Source organism: Mesorhizobium sp. M0340 (genome assembly GCF_040321535.1).
GTDB lineage: Bacteria > Pseudomonadota > Alphaproteobacteria > Rhizobiales > Rhizobiaceae > Mesorhizobium.
In genome coordinates this window covers 1-15519 of record NZ_JAMYRR010000002.1, presented here as the reverse complement: position 1 = coordinate 15519, position 15519 = coordinate 1, and the positions used below count along the sequence as shown (strand labels likewise).

The window sequence follows — 15519 nt, the reverse complement described above, 5'->3', positions numbered from 1 at the left end:
GGCGGCCTTATCAGCGCCGCCCTTTTTGCATGCCCGATCATGACCATCTCAGCCACGATCCGTTCAGACGCGACCCGGCGGACAGCCGACTCCTGGCGACGGCAGACGTCCTTGCGCCGGTTCTACACGGCGCTCGGCATCGGTTTGCTGCTTATCGCCATGTGCACAGCCATGTGGTTTGCCGACGAGGCCAATGCCGGACATTTCTTCGATCGGCTGCCGCACATACTGGATTTCCTTAGCTGGCTTGTTCCCAAAGACTGGAACGACGTCTGGCGGGCGCTGTTCGACATCGCATCGCCGCACGACAAGGGCAGCCAGGAGTTCAACTTCCCGCTTGGCCGCGTTTATCTCTGGGGCGGTTTTTACCTACCCGAATATTTCGAGCTGATGCTCACCACGCTCAACGTGGCGCTGGTTTCCACTTTCATCGGCTTCGTCTTTGCGGTGCCGTTCTCGTTCATCGCCGCGCGCAATTTGACACCCAGTCCGGTGCTCAGGCTCGTCGTCAAGCGCTTCATGGAACTGCTTCGCGCCTTCCCCGAGATCGTCATTGCCGGCCTGTTCGCAGCCATCCTCTCGACTGGCCCGGTCGCGGCCATCATCGCCATCGGCCTGCATTCGATCGGCGCCCTCGGTAAGCTCTTTTACGAGATCAACGAAAACATCGACATGCGCGCCGAAGAAGGCCTGCGCGCGGTCGGCGCCAACTGGTTCGAGCGCGTGCGCTTCGCCGGCCTGCCGCAGGTGCTGCCCAATTTCATGTCCTATGCGCTGCTCAGGATCGAGATCAATGTCCGTATCTCGACCATCATCGGCGCGGTCGGCGGAGGCGGCATCGGCGAGGAGCTGAAGCTCTCCATCTCACGCGGCTTTGGCGCCAAGACGCTGGCACTGGTGCTGCTGTTGTTCACCACCATCTTCCTCGTCGACCAGTTCTCCGCCTGGCTTCGTCGCAAGCTCGTCGGCGAGCAGGCCTTCATGATGGGCGCCTGACCATGATCCCAAAAAGTGGATTCCGGTTTTTGGAAAAGATCTTGGCAAATCAACAAGAAGACTGCCCATGACCGCGATGACCGCCGATGAGATGCAGGCGATAGAGGAGCGCTTTCCCCAAGTGTTCCGACGGCCCTTGTACAAACGCTTCGGCCCGCTGGTGCTGTTCGCCGGCATCCTGCTCTACCTCGTCTATGCCTTGTGGTTCTTCAGCCTGCCGCAAGTGCTGAGGCAATCGCACTGGGAGCGCCTGCCGCTCTTCCTGACGCAATGGATCAGCTACGATCTGCAGCCGGAATTCCGTCTCGATCAGCCTCAGATCACCCCCAAATACCCGCGTTTTTCTGCACTTGGCGAAGACCCGCATCCCGATTGGGTCATCACCAATGCCAACGGCTCCTACACCGTTCTGATCGACGGCCGAGCCAAATCCGTCACCTTCGACAAGGCCGAGGCAACGCTTGTCGCCAATGGCCAGGCGGTGCCGGTGTCGTTGACCAGCGGCAAGCCGGTGATAACCGGCCCGGTGCCGGACTGGATCACCGCGCATGACGATGAAATCGTCGCCCGGATGGGCTTTGCCGGCGAGGTTCGCATAACCGTCGATCGCGTCAAGGTCCGCAAGCGCTTTCTCGGCTGGGCGAATTTCGTCTTCGACACACGCTCGCCCTTCTTCGGCAAGTCGCCCGGCGAGGTGGTCTCGTTGCTGATGTCCGGACCCCAGCTCAAGCCGGGCACATCGAACATTGCGCTGGCCGCGGACAATATCTGGAACAACGCCCAATGGCAGCATGGCGACGTCTGGACGAAGCTGTTCCAGACCATCGTCATGGCGTTTCTCGGCACCTTGCTCGGCGGCATCGTCGCCTTCCCGCTCGCCTTTTTCGCCGCCCGCAACATCACCCCGAGCGGCCTCCTCAGCCAGGTGCTCAAGCGGTTCTTCGATTTCATGCGTTCGGTCGACATGCTGATCTGGGCGCTGTTCTTCACCCGCGCCTTCGGCCCGGGCCCGCTGGCCGGCAGCGCCGCGATTTTCTTCACCGAGATCGGCACGCTCGGCAAAGTCTATTCGGAAGGCCTCGAGAACATCGACGACAAGCCCCGCGAGGGCATCCAGTCGACCGGCGCCAACGGCTTGCTGGTGCAGCGCTATGGCGTGCTGCCGGAAGTGATCCCGGTCTTCATCAGCCAGACGCTCTACCAGTGGGAATCCAACACCAGGGGCGCGACGATCATCGGCGCCGTCGGTGCTGGTGGCATCGGCCTGAAGCTTTGGGAAGCGATGCGCACCAACTCCAACTGGGCCAATGTCTTCTACATGGTGCTCTTGGTCCTGCTCGTCGTTTTCATCTTCGACAACATTTCCAATTTCCTGCGCCGCCGGCTGAGCAGGACGATCCACGACTACAACAGGATCCAGGCTGAGCAGGGGTGACGGGTGCGGCATCGGGCTGGCCGATCATTATGCAGCTTTCCTCCACCCGTTCTTAATGTGCCTGTAGCCGTCGCGGTAGACAGCTTCCGGGCCTTCGGAAAAGTCGCGCCACACCTTGGTGGCCGCGGCCAAGTCCTTCAGCGAACGCCCGAACGCCTCGATCGTCAGCCAATCGTCGTAGCCGCTCTTGCGGATGGCGGAGAAAGTCTCCTTCCAGGGAATATGGCCACGGCCCGGCACCCCGCGATCGTTCTCCGAAATGTGGATATGGACGATGTTGTTGCGGTTGCGCGTATAGGCGCCAATCGGGTCGGCTTCTTCGATGTTGGCATGGAAGGTGTCGTACATCGCCTTGATGTGCGGCCGGTCGATCGCGTCGATATGCTCCGACAAATCGTCCATCGTGTTGAACAGATAGCATTCGAAGCGGTTGAGCGCCTCCAGCCCGATGGTGACGCTCTTGTTGCCGGCATAGTCGCCAATGGCGCGTTGCGAAGCGATCGAACGTTTTTTCTCGGCCGCTGTCGGCCCGCTGCCGGAGAAGGCCCCGAGTGTCGAATGGAGCGGGCCGCTCAACGTGTTCGCGCCAAGCGCCTGAGCGCAGTCGATCGCCGATTTCATGTAGTCGATACCGGCCTTGCGCGTCGAGGCATCCGGCGAGATCAGGTTCATCGCCGGATCGCCCATCGCCGAGACGGCGGTGCGTTGCAGCCCGATACGGTCGAGCAGTTCGCCGAGTTTCCTGTAGTTGTCCGGCGTGCCGGAGAAGACCGGTATTTCGACGCCGTCGAAGCCGGTCGCCTTGATGTCCCTCAGCAACGGCTCGTGTTTTTTCGAGACACTGGTCGTCCACAACAACATGCACATGCCGATTTTCATCGACGCCCCCTCCCTTCATTCGCTCGATCGCCGGAGGAGTGGTGAGATTCAGGTCAGGCCGAGCCGAAAATGGTGGGTTCCGAGAACCGGAGCGGAGCGTGCTTTTGGTACATGAGCACCGGAAGCGCAGGAAACTGCCATTTGCAGGCCGGTCTCACCTGACTATCACCACCACCCTTCAGAGCTTCGTCCACGCCCCATTCTTCTTCGACGACTTCACGCAGGCCTCGATGAAGGCCATGCCCTCGACCCCGTCCTGCACGGTCGGGAAGACGACATCCTTGGCCGGCTTCCCGCCCTTCCGGCGCGCTGCACGAATAGCCCGCGCGGCTTCCTGATAGATGTTGGCGAAACCTTCGAGATAGCCTTCCGGATGCCCTGGCGGAACGCGGCTGACGCGCCCGGCGACGGGGAGCGCGCCGGCGCCATTACGGGTGATCAACTGCTTCGGCTGGCCGAACGGCGTGTACCAGAGATAGTTCGGGTCGGCCTGCACCCATTCGAGGCCGCCCTTCGAGCCGTAGATGCGCAATTTCAACCCGTTCTCGTGGCCGGGCGCCACCTGGCTTGCCCAGATCATTCCCTTGGCCGGGTGCGACCCGCCGACCGGCTTGAAGCGCAGCAGCACATTGATGTTGTCGTCGAGCAGCCTCCCCGGCACGAAGGCATCGAGATCGGCCGACAACGAATCGAGCTCCAGCCTGGAGACGAAACGGGCAAGGTTGTAGGCATGCGTGCCGATATCGCCCAGTGCACCGCCGGCACCCGCCTGCTTCGGGTCAGAGCGCCACGCAGCCTGCTTCTGGCCGGTGGCGGCCAGGTCTTCGGTCAGCCAGTCCTGCGGATATTCCGACTGCACGATGCGGATATCGCCGAGCTGTCCCTTGGCGACCATCTCGCGTGCCTGCCGCACCATCGGATAGGCGGTGTAGTTATGCGTCAGCACGAACACCTTGCCGGTCTTTTCGACCAGCGCCGCCAGCCTCTTTGCCTCGGCTAGCGTCGTCGCCAGTGGCTTGTCGCAGATGACGTGGATGCCGGCCTCGAGAAAAGCTTTGGCGGCCGGCACGTGCACATTGTTCGGCGTGACGATGGCCACCACTTCGATGCCATCCGGCCGCTTGGCCTCCGCCTTGGCCATCTCGGCATAGGAGCCGTAGCTGCGTGCCGGATCGAGCCCAAGCTCGGCCGCCGAGGCCTTGGCGCGCTCCGGATTCGACGAGAGGGCGCCGGCAACCAGCACGAACTCGTTGTCCATGCGTGCCGCGATGCGGTGCACCGCGCCGATAAAGGCGCCTTGTCCGCCGCCAACCATGCCGTAGCGGATCGGACCGCCTCCCGTTTCCGTCTTCGATGCGCCAACCACGATTTTCTCCCTCGTCATTGAAATACCCCTCCCCTTGAGGGGAAGGTGGCCCGCAGGGCCGGGTGGGGTCGGTTCATGCCGAGCCCTACGCCCAGCGACCCCACCCCGATCCGCTGCGCGGATCGACCCTCCCCTCGAGGGGGAGGGATATCTGTGCTAGATCCCCATCATGCCGCGCAGCACCTTTGTATCGGTCTTGCCGCCGGCGAAGTCGTCGAATGCTTTTTCCGTCACCCTGATGATGTGGTGCTGGATGAAGGGAGCGCCTTCGGCCGCACCATCCTCCGGGTGCTTGAGGCAGCATTCCCATTCCAGCACCGCCCATGAATCGTAATTGTATTGGGTGAGCTTGGAGAAGATGCCGCCGAAATCCACCTGCCCGTCACCGAGCGAGCGGAAACGCCCGGCACGGTTGGTCCAGCTCTGGTAACCGGAATAGACGCCTTGCCGCCCGGTCGGATTGAATTCGGCATCCTTGACGTGGAACGCCTTGATCCGCTCGTGGTAGATGTCGATAAAGTCGAGATAATCGAGCTGCTGCAGCAGGAAGTGCGACGGGTCATAGTTGATGTTGCAGCGCTTGTGGCCGCCGACCGAATCGAGGAACATCTCGAATGTCGCGCCGTCGAACACGTCCTCGCCCGGATGAATTTCGTAGCCGACATCGACGCCGTTGTCGTCATAAACGTCGAGGATCGGCGTCCAGCGTTTGCCGAGTTCGGCAAATGCCTCCTCGATCAATCCCGCCGGCCGCTGCGGCCAGGGGTAGAGGTAGGGGAAGGCCAACGCTCCGCAAAACGACACCGACGCCTTGAGCCCGAGATTCTTCGACGCCTTGGCGGCGAACTTCATCTGTTCGACCGCCCATTGTTGCCTGGCTTTTGGATTGTTGTGCACCGCAGCCGGCGCGAAGCCGTCGAACTGCGCGTCATAGGCGGGATGCACCGCCACCAATTGCCCCTGCAGATGCGTCGACAGTTCGGTGATCTCGACGCCGGCATCGGCGCAGATGCCCTTCACCTCGTCGCAATAGGCCTTGGAGGAGGCTGCCTTCTCGAGATCGAACAATCGGGCGTCCCATGTCGGGATCTGCACGCCCTTGTAGCCCAGACCGGCCGCCCATTTGGTGATCGAGGCCAGCGAATTGAACGGCGCGGCGTCGCCCGCAAACTGCGCCAGGAACAGACCAGGCCCCTTCATCGTCGTCGGCATCGGCATCTCCCTATGTTTTACGACCAAGCATAGCGCCGATTGAAAACAGGGCCAGCGTCTTTGGTCTCTTTGCACAGCGCGCTCAGCGCCACTATTCTGGTATTACCAAATGCCGAAATCTGGTCAAGCCATTTGACGCGCTGCCGCAGTCCTGCAACCATGCCGAGTTAAGCCACATGTTTAAGTATAATCAATAGCATAGACAGGAGCCAACGCTTGATGGCAGCACTTCTTGCCGTCCAGATGAAATTACTGTAGACCTCCCATCAAGCCCAATTGGTCGAACCAGTTTGCAAAAAAATGCTGGGACGGCTTGGGGAGGAATCATGCGGCGGCTTCGGCAGAGTGCGCCGCAGGCAAACTGGTACAGGCGATTCTGGGAAGGATAGACCATGCATCTTTCGACGCACAATTGGATGCGGGCGGAGCCGCTGGAAACGACGCTCAAGCGCATCAAGAAATTCGGCTATGAGTCGATCGAGATTTCCGGCGAACCCGAACAGTACAAGCCCAAGGAGACGCGCGCACTGTTGAACGAGTACGGCATTCGCTGCTGGGGAGCGGTGACGCTGATGCTGGGCGAGCGCAATCTCGCCGCCAAGGACCAGGGCCAACGCGAGCGCTCGGTGCAGTACGTCAAGGACGTGCTGACCATGGTCAGCGAGCTCGACGGCGAGATTATCACGCTGGTTCCCGCCACCGTCGGCAAGGTCGTGCCGGACGGCACCGAGGAAGAGGAATGGAAATGGGTGGTCGACGCCACCCGGGAATGCTTCACCCACGCCAAGAAAGTCGGCGTCAAGATCGCGGTTGAGCCGCTCAACCGCTTCGAGACTTATCTGTTCAACCGCGGCGCCCAGGCACTGGCGCTGGCCGATGCGGTCAGCCCCGAATGCGGCGTCTGCCTCGACGCCTACCACATCCACATGGAAGAATTTAACGTCTACGACGCGATCCGGCAGGTCGGCAAGCGCCTGTACGATTTCCATGTCGCCGACAACAACCGCTTCGCCGCCGGCCTCGGGCAGATCGACTGGCCGAAGATCGTCGGCACGCTGAAGGAGATCGGCTATGACGGCGCGCTGACCAATGAATTCGTCGCCCCCGTCGACCGCACGCCGGCTGCTCCCTATCCCGACATGGTCGAACGCAACCCCGTCGACATCTCGCCGGAGCAGTTGAAGTTCATTCAGGACCACGGCTCCAGCGTGCTCACGGAGAAATTCTACACCGACCAGATGCGCATCAACGCGGAAACGCTGCTGCCGCTGATCAAGTAGCCGAGCCGTTTGGAAAGAGCCCTTCCGCCTCACCGCGGCCGGGCCGAGGATGAACATGCGCATCAAAACGGTCCAAGCCTGGTGGGTCCGCATACCGATCGAAGTCGCGAAGCAGCACCGCAGCGACTTCGGTCAGGTGGCGACGTTCGACGCCGCCATCCTGCGCATCGAAACCGACGACGGGCTGGTCGGCTGGGGCGAAGGCAAGAATGCCGCCGGCAGCGCCGGCAGTTACGGCGCTCTCGTCCATTTGCTGAACTACGAGGTCGGCCCGCAGCTGGTCGGCCGCGACCCGGCCGACATCGGCGTCATCTGGGAGATGCTCTATAATGGCACGCGCCACGACAGTGCCGCTCGCGCCGGCCATGCCATGCCGCAACTGGCACGACGGGGCATGAGCATCGCCGCCATCAGCGCCGTCGACATCGCTTTGTGGGACATTCTCGGCAAATCGCTCGGCGTTCCGGTCTGGCGGCTGCTCGGCGGCCGCAAGCTGGACCGCATGCCGGCCTATGCTTCCGGCGGCTGGGCCACCGCGGAAGCCATCGGCGACCAGCTGCAGTCCTACATCGCCAAGGGCGGCTTCAAGGCGCTGAAGATGCGCGTCGGCGCGATGGACGGCGCCCCACATATCTCGGCCGCTCGCGTCCGCGCCGCAAGACAGGCGCTCGGTCCCGATATCGACCTGATGGTCGACGCGCACGGCACTTACACGGTGGCCGAAGCCAAGCGCTTCATCCATCTCGCCGGCGACCTCGATCTCGCCTGGTTCGAGGAGCCGGTGATCGCCGACGACAAGCCCGGCATGGCCGAGGTGCGCGCCTGCGGTTCGATCCCGATCGCCACCGGCGAAAGCGAGGCGACACGCTATGCCTTCCGCGACCTCGCCGTGCTCAAATCCGCCGATATCTTCCAGCCGGATCCGGCCTTTTGCGGTGGCATCAGCGAGGCGATGAAGATCGGCACCATCGCCAGCGCCTTCAATCTGCGCTTTGCGCCGCATCTTTGGGCCGGCGCGCCCTGCTTCTTTGCCGGGCTGCATGTCTGCGCCGCTTCGCCGGCGAGCTTCACCGTCGAATATTCGCTCGGCGCCAACCCGATGATCCACGATCTGATCGAAGAGACTGTCGAAGCAAAGGACGGTATGGTAGCGATCCCTGATAGACCCGGGCTGGGATTCACCATTTCGGAGCGGTTCCTGGAGGCGCACGCGCAACACGGCTGACATGAAAGAAAAGAACCTTCTCGCGGAACTTGCCGCCTATCTGTTCTCCCATTCCGACAAGGAGACGGGCCGCACGCCGTCGGAGCGCGAACTGGCAGAGCATTTCAGCGTCAGCCGCGGACAGATCCGCGAGGCGCTGGCCATTCTCGAGGCGATGCGCATCGTCGAGCGACGGGCGAAATCCGGCATCTACATCGATACGAAGCAGGCGAGCGTCGAGGCGATGGCGCTGTTCGCCCGCGCGGGCCTGCCGCTCGATCCCGTCCAGATCTACGAGACGGTCGAGTTGCGCAAGATCCACGAGATCAAGGCCGCCGAACTGGCCTGTTCACGCGCCACCGAGGAGAATTTCGAGCGGCTGCGCGAGATCCTGAAGGCGTCCGAGGATCGCATCGCCGCCGGTGAAGGCCTTGCCCGGGAAGACCGCGAGTTCCACCTCGAGATCGTGCGGGCGACCAAGAACAGCGTCTTCCACAATATCTGCAGCGTCTACTACATGATGGGTGAGCTGCGCCTGCCGATCTATTTCAACGATCCCGAACGCAGCGTGCGCTCCCATGCCGAGCATATCCAGATCTACGAGGCGCTGCTGCGCCGCGACGGCAATCTCGCCCAGGCGCTGATGAGCGCCCATCTGCAAGGCGCCGAAAGCTACTGGAAGGGGCTGATCGAGGGGCGTGGGGCGGAACCGCAAAGCCCAGCGCTCGAAAAGGCCTGAAATGCCCAAGATCCTGTCGACACACAGACTGCACCCCCGTGCCTCTTCCATGCTGACAGGGACCGGCGAACTCGTCGTTGCTTCCGCCCTCGATGCGCACACGCTTGCCGCCGAGGCAAGGGACGCCGATGTCATCATCGTTCGCGCTCCCTTGCCTGCGTCGCTTTTCGAAGGAGCGAGGAGGCTCAGGGCCGCGATCCGCCACGGCGCCGGGCTGGACATGGTACCTATGGAAGCGGCCAATGCGGCCGGCGTGCTGGTGGCGAACGTACCGGGGGTGAACGCGCGATCCGTCGCCGAATACGTGATGTTCGCGGCGCTGGCGCTGCTTAGGCGCTTTCGTGTGTTGGACCGCGACCTGCGTGCGAAGGGCTGGCTGGCCGGCCGCGAACACACGGTGGTGGCCAGCGAGCTAGCGGGCAAGACGATCGGCATTGTCGGCCTCGGCGCGATCGGCCAGGCGGTTGGCCACATCGCGGCACATGGGTTCGATCTGAATGTGGTGGCGACGACGCGCAGCATGCGGCCGGCGCCGGACAGGGTCGGCTTCCTGTCGATCGATGCGCTGATCGAACAGAGCGACATCATCGTTCTGTGCTGCCCGCTGACGCCCGAAACACGGGGGCTGATCAGCCGCGAGCGCATTGACCGGATGAAGCCGGATGCGCTGCTGATCAATGTTTCGCGCGGGCCGGTGATCGACGACGACGCGCTGATCGAGGCCTTGCAGAAGGGCCGCATCGGCGGCGCCGCACTCGATGTTTTTGCAACACAACCGCTGCCGCCCAACCATCCTTATTTCGGGTTCGACAACGTCATCGTCACCCCGCACATGGCTGGGATCACCGAGCAGTCGATGATGCGCATGGGCGTCGGCGCGGCTGGCGAAGCCTTGCTGGTGCTGGCCAACAGATTACCGGTCAATCTGCGCAACCCGGAAGTGGTCGAGCACTACCGGCGGCGGTTCCCTGTCGATCTCTGAGCGCCTCAATTTTCCCGAACTCGCCGGCGATGGTGCCGGCATGGTAAACGTCACAAAATTCCTGCTGACCGCTGGCTTCTGCGTGGCGACGGCGCAAGTCTTCGCCAACGGACAGGGCAGCTACGTGTTCTGCGACAACGGCTTGCGCTGCGTGGCGGCACCCTGTCCATCGAACAGCGCACTCGACCTCGCTACTGGTAAGCTCATCAAAGGCGTTTCAATCGACATTGATCGCCTGCCGCAGCAAGACAAAGCCCTCAATCTTTCGGACAAGCTCTATGCCGGCGAGGTCGTTGTTGTCGGATCGATCGAGAACCGCACCCGGACCTTCAACGGCAAGCGGTACACCCTGCCTTGGCTGGTTGCCACCGGCATCGAACGCGCCGCCAAGGACAGCGAACGCGGCCACTGCTCGTCGCGCTGACACGCGCTGTCGGATCAATTTGCAAGCAGCGCCTCCACGCCGGCTGCGATGCGCAGCAGGTGGTGGTCATGACCATTGCGCGCCACCAGCATCAGCCCGGCCGGGCGCGCCTTTCCCGGCATGGGCAGCGAGATTGCTGACAGATCGAACTGGTTGGCGACCTGCGTGTTGCGCAGCAGAAGACCCTCGATCCTGTTGCAGAGGGCCTCGTCGCCGGTCATCGAGACTATCGTCGGCGCCGTCACCGGCGTGGTCGGCAGGGCCAGTACGTCTACCCCTGCCAGCCGCTCATCCATTGCGGCGGCAAGTGCTGCGCGACGGCGCATTGCCCTGATATAGACCGTGGCCGGAATGGCGGCGGCGCGCGACAATGGTCCGCTTACCCGCGGGTCGACCGGCGTCGCCGCTCCCGTCGCCAGCCAGTCGGCATGGATCTCCGCCCCTTCCATCGCCGCGATTGAGGCGCGCTTGGTTGCCGCGCGCAACTCGGCAAGCAGGTCGTCGATCGACAGTTCCGCAAGCCGTGCGCCGCTAAGCTCCATCTTGCGAAGACACCAGTCGAATGTCGTCGCGACCTCTTCCTGCGTATCATCGAACAGCACGCCGCGCGCAATACCGATGCGCAGGCCGTCCAGCGGAAGCGGCAACAGTGCTGCCAGGTTTTCGCCCGACATCACTGCATCGGCCGCCGCACATTCGGCGACGGTGCGGGCCAGCGGACCGATCGAGTCCAGCGTGGCCGACAGCGGAAACGCACCCGCGAGCGGCACGCGCCGCGCGGTCGGCTTGAAACCGACGACGCCATTCAGCGATGCCGGAATGCGCACCGAACCACCCGTATCGGAACCGATAGAGATTTGGCTGGTGCCTTCGCCGACCGAAACGGCGGCGCCTGAGGACGAGCCGCCCGGAATACGGGTGGCATCGCTTGCATTGCCGGGGGTGCCGTAATGCGGATTGACGCCGATCGCGGTGAAGGCGAACTCGGTCATGTTGGTCTTGCCGAGGATGACTGCACCGGCCTGACGCAGCCGTCGCACGACAATGGCATCCCGCAGCGCCGGCGCTGCGGTGGCGAGCAGCAGGGAGCCCGCCGTGGTCGGCTCGCCAGCGACATCGAACAGATCCTTGATCGAGACGATCGCCCCATCGAGCGGCCCGAGCGTGACGCCGGCTTTTCGCCGCGCATCGGCGGCGTCGGCCGCCGCCCGTGCGGCTTCCGGGTAGAGCTTTACGAAAACGCTTTCATCGTCGACGCGAGCGGCAAGACGCGAAAGAATTGCTTCGAGGCGATCACGGGCTGATTGCATTTTCGGTGTCGGACTCCGCACGCTTGCGACGTCTTAAGGTAGCAGCCGGAAACTGGCCGCAGGAGACATAGCCCGGCACGGTCGGATTTGCACCTGTCGAACCGAAGGAGGAAGGCCCGATGTTCTACCAAGGCAGCTGCCACTGCGGCAAGGTCGCGTTCGAGGTCGAAGGCGAGCTGACCGGAGCCGTACGGTGCAATTGCTCGATCTGCTCGCGCAAGGGTGCACTGCTATGGGCAGTGCCGCATGAGAGTATGCGGGTGCTTGCCTGGGGCGATGATCTCGGCCGCTACAGCTTCGGCAACCATGTCATCGCGCACCGCTTCTGCCGCAGCTGCGGCATTCACCCCTTCGCCGAGGATGTCGGCGAAGGGAGCGGGCGAAGTGCCTATATCAATATTCATTGTATCGAGGCGTTGGACGTCGCCGCCGTGCCGGTCTTCGACTTCGACGGCCGTTCCGTCTAGGCCTTGGGATCGTCGATCGGCTTGGGGCCAAGGAAGAACGCCGCCAGTGCCGCAAGCAATGTCGCCGCCGCGCAATAGGCGAAGGCGCTGGCAACGCCGGCATTGTCGACCAGCAGGCCGCCGAAGACGGCGCCCAACGCGATGGCGACCTGGAACGTCATAACCATGAGCCCGCCGGCGCTTTCGGCCTGATCGGGGGCGGCCCGCACCAGCCAGGTCTGCAGCCCGACTGGGACGGCGCCGAACGCAAAGCCCCAGCTAGCCACTGCTATTGCAGCCACCACGGGTGAGCCTCCGACGACCAGCAGCAAGAGCGCCGAAAACGCGATCAGCAGAGGCGCCAGGCTGACGGCTGCCTTGAGGCTGCGTTCGGCAATGAAGCCGCCGGCAAAATTGCCGAAAAAGCCACCAATGCCGTAGGCGAGCAGCACAAGCGAGATCGTCTCGATGTCCAGCGCGGGCACCTTCTCGAGAAACGGGCGGACATAGGTGAAGCCGGCAAAGTGTCCCGAGGCGACCAGCAGCACCACCAGCAGCGCTACTCTGATCATCGGCCGCTTCATCACCTCCAGCAGCGTGCGAAAACCTGCCGTACCTGCCGGCGGCAGTCGCGGGATGGTAGCCACCTGCACCAGAAGCGCCAGCGCGCCGACCACGGCGGCGATCATGAACGCCGTCCGCCATCCCCAGATGTCGCCGACATAGGCGCCGACCGGAGCAGCACAGACCGTCGCCACCGAAACGCCGGTGAGGATGATCGACATGGCGCGCGGCATCAACCGCATCGGAACGAGCCGCATCGCCATGGCCGCCGACATCGACCAGAAGCCGCCGAGACTGATCCCGAGCATGATGCGGGCGATCAGAAGAACGGGAAGCGACGACGCAAACGCGGCCACCAGGTTTGACAGCACAAGCAGCACCGTCAGCGCCCACATGACCAGCCTGCGGTCCAGCCGCTTGGTGACAATAGCCATGGTCGGCGCCGCAATCGCGCCAATGACGGCCGTTGCCGTTACCGCCTGCCCGGCGGCGCCTTCGGTGATGCCGAGATCCTGCGCAAGCGGCGTCAACAGGCTGGCCGGCAGAAATTCTGCGGTCACCAGGCCGAAGACTCCGAGCGCCAGGGAGACCACCGCCCCCCATGCGGGCTCGGATCGTTCGCCAGTTTCCGATGGATCGAGAACGGCGTCCATGACGCCTGTCGCGGGTTCGGTCATGAGGGATCTCCGGTCTGTTGCAGCGCAGCATTTGACTGCGATGCAACATAAGGAGTGACCAGCTGGAGTTTCCATGCTAGAAACACCATCATGTTTGACCGTTCGTCCAAAATCCCCGTAACCGGCGATCCGCTGACGGACATACTGCGTGGATTGGGCCTCGAAGGCGTCGATTACGGCCGTTGCGAGATGAAGGAGCCTTGGGGCATCCATTTTCCGGCTCAGGCGGCGGCACGGTTTCATTTCATCGGCCGCAAAGGCTGCTGGTTGCTGCAGCCGTCCGGCGAATGGGTCGAGCTCAAGGCGGGCGACGCTGCCTTGTTGCCGCGCGGCTCAGCTCACACGCTGGCGAGCGAGCCGGGTGTCGAGGCGGCGCCGATCCACGGCTATGAGGTCGAGGAAATCTGCAAGAATGTCTATTGCATGTCGAATGACGGCGTGCCCGGCTGCCGTCCGGGGACCTTGCTGTTTTTCGGCAGCATGTATTTTAATCTCGATGGCTTGCACCCTTTGCTCGGCATGATGCCGGACGTGATGCGCGCACATGAGTTGGAAGCCTATGAACCAGGTATCCCACATTTGCTGGAAGCGATGGCCCGCGAGGTGACGATGGAGCGCGTCGGCTCCGGCGGCATCCTGGCGCGGCTGGCCGATGTGCTTGCCGCGACCGTCATCCGCTCATGGGTCGAGCGCGGCTGCGGCGACTCTTCCGGATGGATCGCGGCGGTCAGGGATCGCGAGATCGGCCGGGTGCTGGCCGCGATCCACCTGGAACCGAACCGTGACTGGACGGTGGAGGCTCTGGCGAAGATGATGGGTGCCTCGCGATCGGGTTTCGCCGATCGCTTCGCCACCATTGTCGGCGAAACACCGGCAAAGTACGTCACGCAGGTGCGGATGCACCAGGCGCGGCAATGGCTGGTCCGCGACCGGCTCAAGATTTCCGTCGTGGCGGCGCGCCTCGGCTACGAATCCGACGCCTCCTTCAGCCGCGCCTTCAAACGGGTCATCGGATCGCCGCCCAGCCATTTCCGGGCCGAGGAACAGGCGGAGATCCGCTAGGCCGGCTAAACGGCCGGCTTATTGCTCGGTGATACAGGCCGAGCCGGCACTGCTCTTGCAATATTTGCCGGAGGCCCCGCACCTGCCATCCGAGACTTCGACGACGGTGCCGCTCAACAACAGTTTGCAGTCGCTGGTGGACAGATTGACCGTGCCGTTGAGGCCCTTGATCTTCTTGGCGTCGACCTTCGCACCGGCGACGACTTTCTTGGCTGCCTGCGCCTCGCCCAGATGCGCCGCCAACAATCCATACCGGCGACAACCAGGATCGTCGCAAATGTGCGGAACAGATTTCCCATAGCCAACCCTCCATTTCGGGTCTCCAAATTGCGCTTGCAAAGCCCGTTTGGGACCAAAGGATCAGCCTATTCGACAAATCGGCGCATCCGCATCCCCCGCACGGGGGAGATGACGGGAAGACTCGAGCATTTCGCACCAAATGGAATCACGCAGCGTCGCACAAATGCGGCTAAAACACATAGATGGAGCAGGAAACACGGTTCGCGTTGAACGCATCCCGCCCCAAGCTGCAGTAAAGAGGCTTGTACTTAGCCGGCGTGACGCAGGCTTATTCCGCTGCCCTTGTCGAACAGCACCACCTTGTCCGGGTTCCAGGCAAAGCGCACCGGCTGCTCTATCTGGACGTCGGTCCTGGCCGGCACGGTGGCGCGCAGCATGGCGTCGCCGACCCGCAGCGTCAGGATCTTCTCGACGCCATGGTTCTCGACATCGTGGACCCGCGCCTCGACCGGCGCGCCGGTCTCGAGATAGACGTCCTCGGGACGAATACCGAAGACGAGCGGGCGACCGTCGGTCGCCGCGCCCGTCTTGGGGGGGGGCGGGGGGGGGGGGGGGGGGGGGGGGGGGGGGGGGGGGGGGGGGGGGGGGGGGGGGGGGGGGGGGGGGGGGGGGGGGGGGGGGGGGGGGGGGGGGGGGGGGGGGG

The 15519-nt window shown here is 63.3% G+C and carries 16 protein-coding genes; 9 read left to right on the top strand and 7 right to left on the bottom strand.

Features of this window, described 5'->3' with window-relative positions:
• Positions 1-39 precede the first annotated feature (39 nt).
• Complete coding sequence (gene phnE / locus NKI79_RS02760) at positions 40-996, top strand: phosphonate ABC transporter, permease protein PhnE (protein WP_254816749.1); 957 nt, start codon at positions 40-42, stop codon at positions 994-996.
• Positions 997-1063: 67 nt separating this feature from the next.
• Positions 1064-2431 carry a phosphonate ABC transporter, permease protein PhnE gene (gene phnE / locus NKI79_RS02755; RefSeq protein ID WP_352476348.1) on the top strand — a complete coding sequence of 456 codons (1368 nt, stop codon included), beginning with the start codon at positions 1064-1066 and terminating at the stop codon, positions 2429-2431.
• A gap of 27 nt (positions 2432-2458) precedes the next feature.
• Here the strand turns inward: phnE (NKI79_RS02755) and NKI79_RS02750 are convergent, their stop codons facing one another.
• The 3 genes from NKI79_RS02750 to NKI79_RS02740 form a co-directional block, all read right to left on the bottom strand.
• Positions 2459-3310 carry a sugar phosphate isomerase/epimerase family protein gene (locus tag NKI79_RS02750; protein WP_352476347.1) on the bottom strand — a complete coding sequence of 284 codons (852 nt, stop codon included), beginning with the start codon at positions 3308-3310 and terminating at the stop codon, positions 2459-2461.
• Positions 3311-3488: 178 nt separating this feature from the next.
• Positions 3489-4694, bottom strand: a complete 1206-nt coding sequence (locus NKI79_RS02745) for a Gfo/Idh/MocA family protein (protein WP_352799745.1) — start codon at positions 4692-4694, stop codon at positions 3489-3491.
• Between the two features lie 138 nt (positions 4695-4832).
• On the bottom strand, positions 4833-5888 hold the full coding sequence (locus NKI79_RS02740; RefSeq protein ID WP_352476345.1) for a sugar phosphate isomerase/epimerase family protein: 1056 nt from the start codon (positions 5886-5888) through the stop codon (positions 4833-4835).
• Between the two features lie 392 nt (positions 5889-6280).
• Between NKI79_RS02740 and NKI79_RS02735 the strand changes: the two genes are divergently transcribed.
• From NKI79_RS02735 to NKI79_RS02715, 5 genes are read left to right on the top strand one after another with little or no spacing between them, the layout of a single operon-like run.
• Complete coding sequence (locus NKI79_RS02735; RefSeq protein ID WP_023675190.1) at positions 6281-7168, top strand: sugar phosphate isomerase/epimerase family protein; 888 nt, start codon at positions 6281-6283, stop codon at positions 7166-7168.
• 55 nt (positions 7169-7223) lie between these two features.
• Positions 7224-8393 carry a mandelate racemase/muconate lactonizing enzyme family protein gene (locus NKI79_RS02730; RefSeq protein WP_254816744.1) on the top strand — a complete coding sequence of 390 codons (1170 nt, stop codon included), beginning with the start codon at positions 7224-7226 and terminating at the stop codon, positions 8391-8393.
• A 1-nt stretch (position 8394) separates the two neighbouring features.
• Positions 8395-9111 (top strand): FadR/GntR family transcriptional regulator, encoded by a 717-nt coding sequence (locus tag NKI79_RS02725; RefSeq protein ID WP_254816743.1) that lies wholly within the window; start codon positions 8395-8397, stop codon positions 9109-9111.
• A 1-nt stretch (position 9112) separates the two neighbouring features.
• Positions 9113-10093 carry a hydroxyacid dehydrogenase gene (locus NKI79_RS02720; protein ID WP_352476344.1) on the top strand — a complete coding sequence of 327 codons (981 nt, stop codon included), beginning with the start codon at positions 9113-9115 and terminating at the stop codon, positions 10091-10093.
• A gap of 40 nt (positions 10094-10133) precedes the next feature.
• Entirely contained in the window at positions 10134-10517 is a 384-nt protein-coding gene (locus tag NKI79_RS02715; protein WP_352476343.1) for a hypothetical protein, read from the top strand.
• 14 nt (positions 10518-10531) lie between these two features.
• Here the strand turns inward: NKI79_RS02715 and NKI79_RS02710 are convergent, their stop codons facing one another.
• Positions 10532-11827: an amidase gene (locus NKI79_RS02710; RefSeq protein WP_352476342.1), complete on the bottom strand. Its 1296-nt coding sequence runs from the start codon at positions 11825-11827 to the stop codon at positions 10532-10534.
• Positions 11828-11946: 119 nt separating this feature from the next.
• Between NKI79_RS02710 and NKI79_RS02705 the strand changes: the two genes are divergently transcribed.
• Entirely contained in the window at positions 11947-12294 is a 348-nt protein-coding gene (locus NKI79_RS02705) for a GFA family protein (protein WP_352476341.1), read from the top strand.
• Here NKI79_RS02705 and NKI79_RS02700 read toward each other — a convergent pair.
• Positions 12291-13514, bottom strand: a complete 1224-nt coding sequence (locus NKI79_RS02700; RefSeq protein WP_352476340.1) for an MFS transporter — start codon at positions 13512-13514, stop codon at positions 12291-12293. The two genes, NKI79_RS02705 and NKI79_RS02700, sit on opposite strands and share 4 nt — an antisense overlap.
• A gap of 90 nt (positions 13515-13604) precedes the next feature.
• On the opposite strand from NKI79_RS02700, the gene NKI79_RS02695 reads away from it, so the two are divergent.
• The gene (locus tag NKI79_RS02695; RefSeq protein WP_352799743.1) at positions 13605-14576 is read left to right on the top strand and encodes an AraC family transcriptional regulator; all 972 of its coding nucleotides are present in this window, start codon (positions 13605-13607) and stop codon (positions 14574-14576) included.
• Between the two features lie 18 nt (positions 14577-14594).
• On the opposite strand, the gene NKI79_RS02690 is transcribed toward NKI79_RS02695, so the two are convergent.
• Both NKI79_RS02690 and NKI79_RS02685 read right to left on the bottom strand, forming a co-directional pair.
• A complete protein-coding gene (locus NKI79_RS02690) occupies positions 14595-14819 on the bottom strand; it encodes a hypothetical protein (RefSeq protein WP_352799742.1) in 225 nt (74 codons plus the stop codon).
• A gap of 305 nt (positions 14820-15124) precedes the next feature.
• Positions 15125-15519 (bottom strand): TOBE domain-containing protein (locus tag NKI79_RS02685; protein ID WP_352799741.1); only part of this gene is annotated, 395 nt, incomplete at its 5' end.

Bases quoted from the DNA above. Each gene is read 5' to 3' on its own strand.
- phnE (WP_254816749.1), top strand. From the start codon at position 40: ATGACCATCTCAGCCACGATCCGTTCAGACGCGACCCGGCGGACAGCC.
- phnE (WP_352476348.1), top strand. From the start codon at position 1,064: ATGACCGCGATGACCGCCGATGAGATGCAGGCGATAGAGGAGCGCTTT.
- NKI79_RS02750 (WP_352476347.1), bottom strand. From the start codon at position 3,310: ATGAAAATCGGCATGTGCATGTTGTTGTGGACGACCAGTGTCTCGAAA.
- NKI79_RS02745 (WP_352799745.1), bottom strand. From the start codon at position 4,694: ATGACGAGGGAGAAAATCGTGGTTGGCGCATCGAAGACGGAAACGGGA.
- NKI79_RS02740 (WP_352476345.1), bottom strand. From the start codon at position 5,888: ATGCCGACGACGATGAAGGGGCCTGGTCTGTTCCTGGCGCAGTTTGCG.
- NKI79_RS02735 (WP_023675190.1), top strand. From the start codon at position 6,281: ATGCATCTTTCGACGCACAATTGGATGCGGGCGGAGCCGCTGGAAACG.
- NKI79_RS02730 (WP_254816744.1), top strand. From the start codon at position 7,224: ATGCGCATCAAAACGGTCCAAGCCTGGTGGGTCCGCATACCGATCGAA.
- NKI79_RS02725 (WP_254816743.1), top strand. From the start codon at position 8,395: ATGAAAGAAAAGAACCTTCTCGCGGAACTTGCCGCCTATCTGTTCTCC.
- NKI79_RS02720 (WP_352476344.1), top strand. From the start codon at position 9,113: ATGCCCAAGATCCTGTCGACACACAGACTGCACCCCCGTGCCTCTTCC.
- NKI79_RS02715 (WP_352476343.1), top strand. From the start codon at position 10,134: ATGGTAAACGTCACAAAATTCCTGCTGACCGCTGGCTTCTGCGTGGCG.
- NKI79_RS02710 (WP_352476342.1), bottom strand. From the start codon at position 11,827: ATGCAATCAGCCCGTGATCGCCTCGAAGCAATTCTTTCGCGTCTTGCC.
- NKI79_RS02705 (WP_352476341.1), top strand. From the start codon at position 11,947: ATGTTCTACCAAGGCAGCTGCCACTGCGGCAAGGTCGCGTTCGAGGTC.
- NKI79_RS02700 (WP_352476340.1), bottom strand. From the start codon at position 13,514: ATGACCGAACCCGCGACAGGCGTCATGGACGCCGTTCTCGATCCATCG.
- NKI79_RS02695 (WP_352799743.1), top strand. From the start codon at position 13,605: ATGTTTGACCGTTCGTCCAAAATCCCCGTAACCGGCGATCCGCTGACG.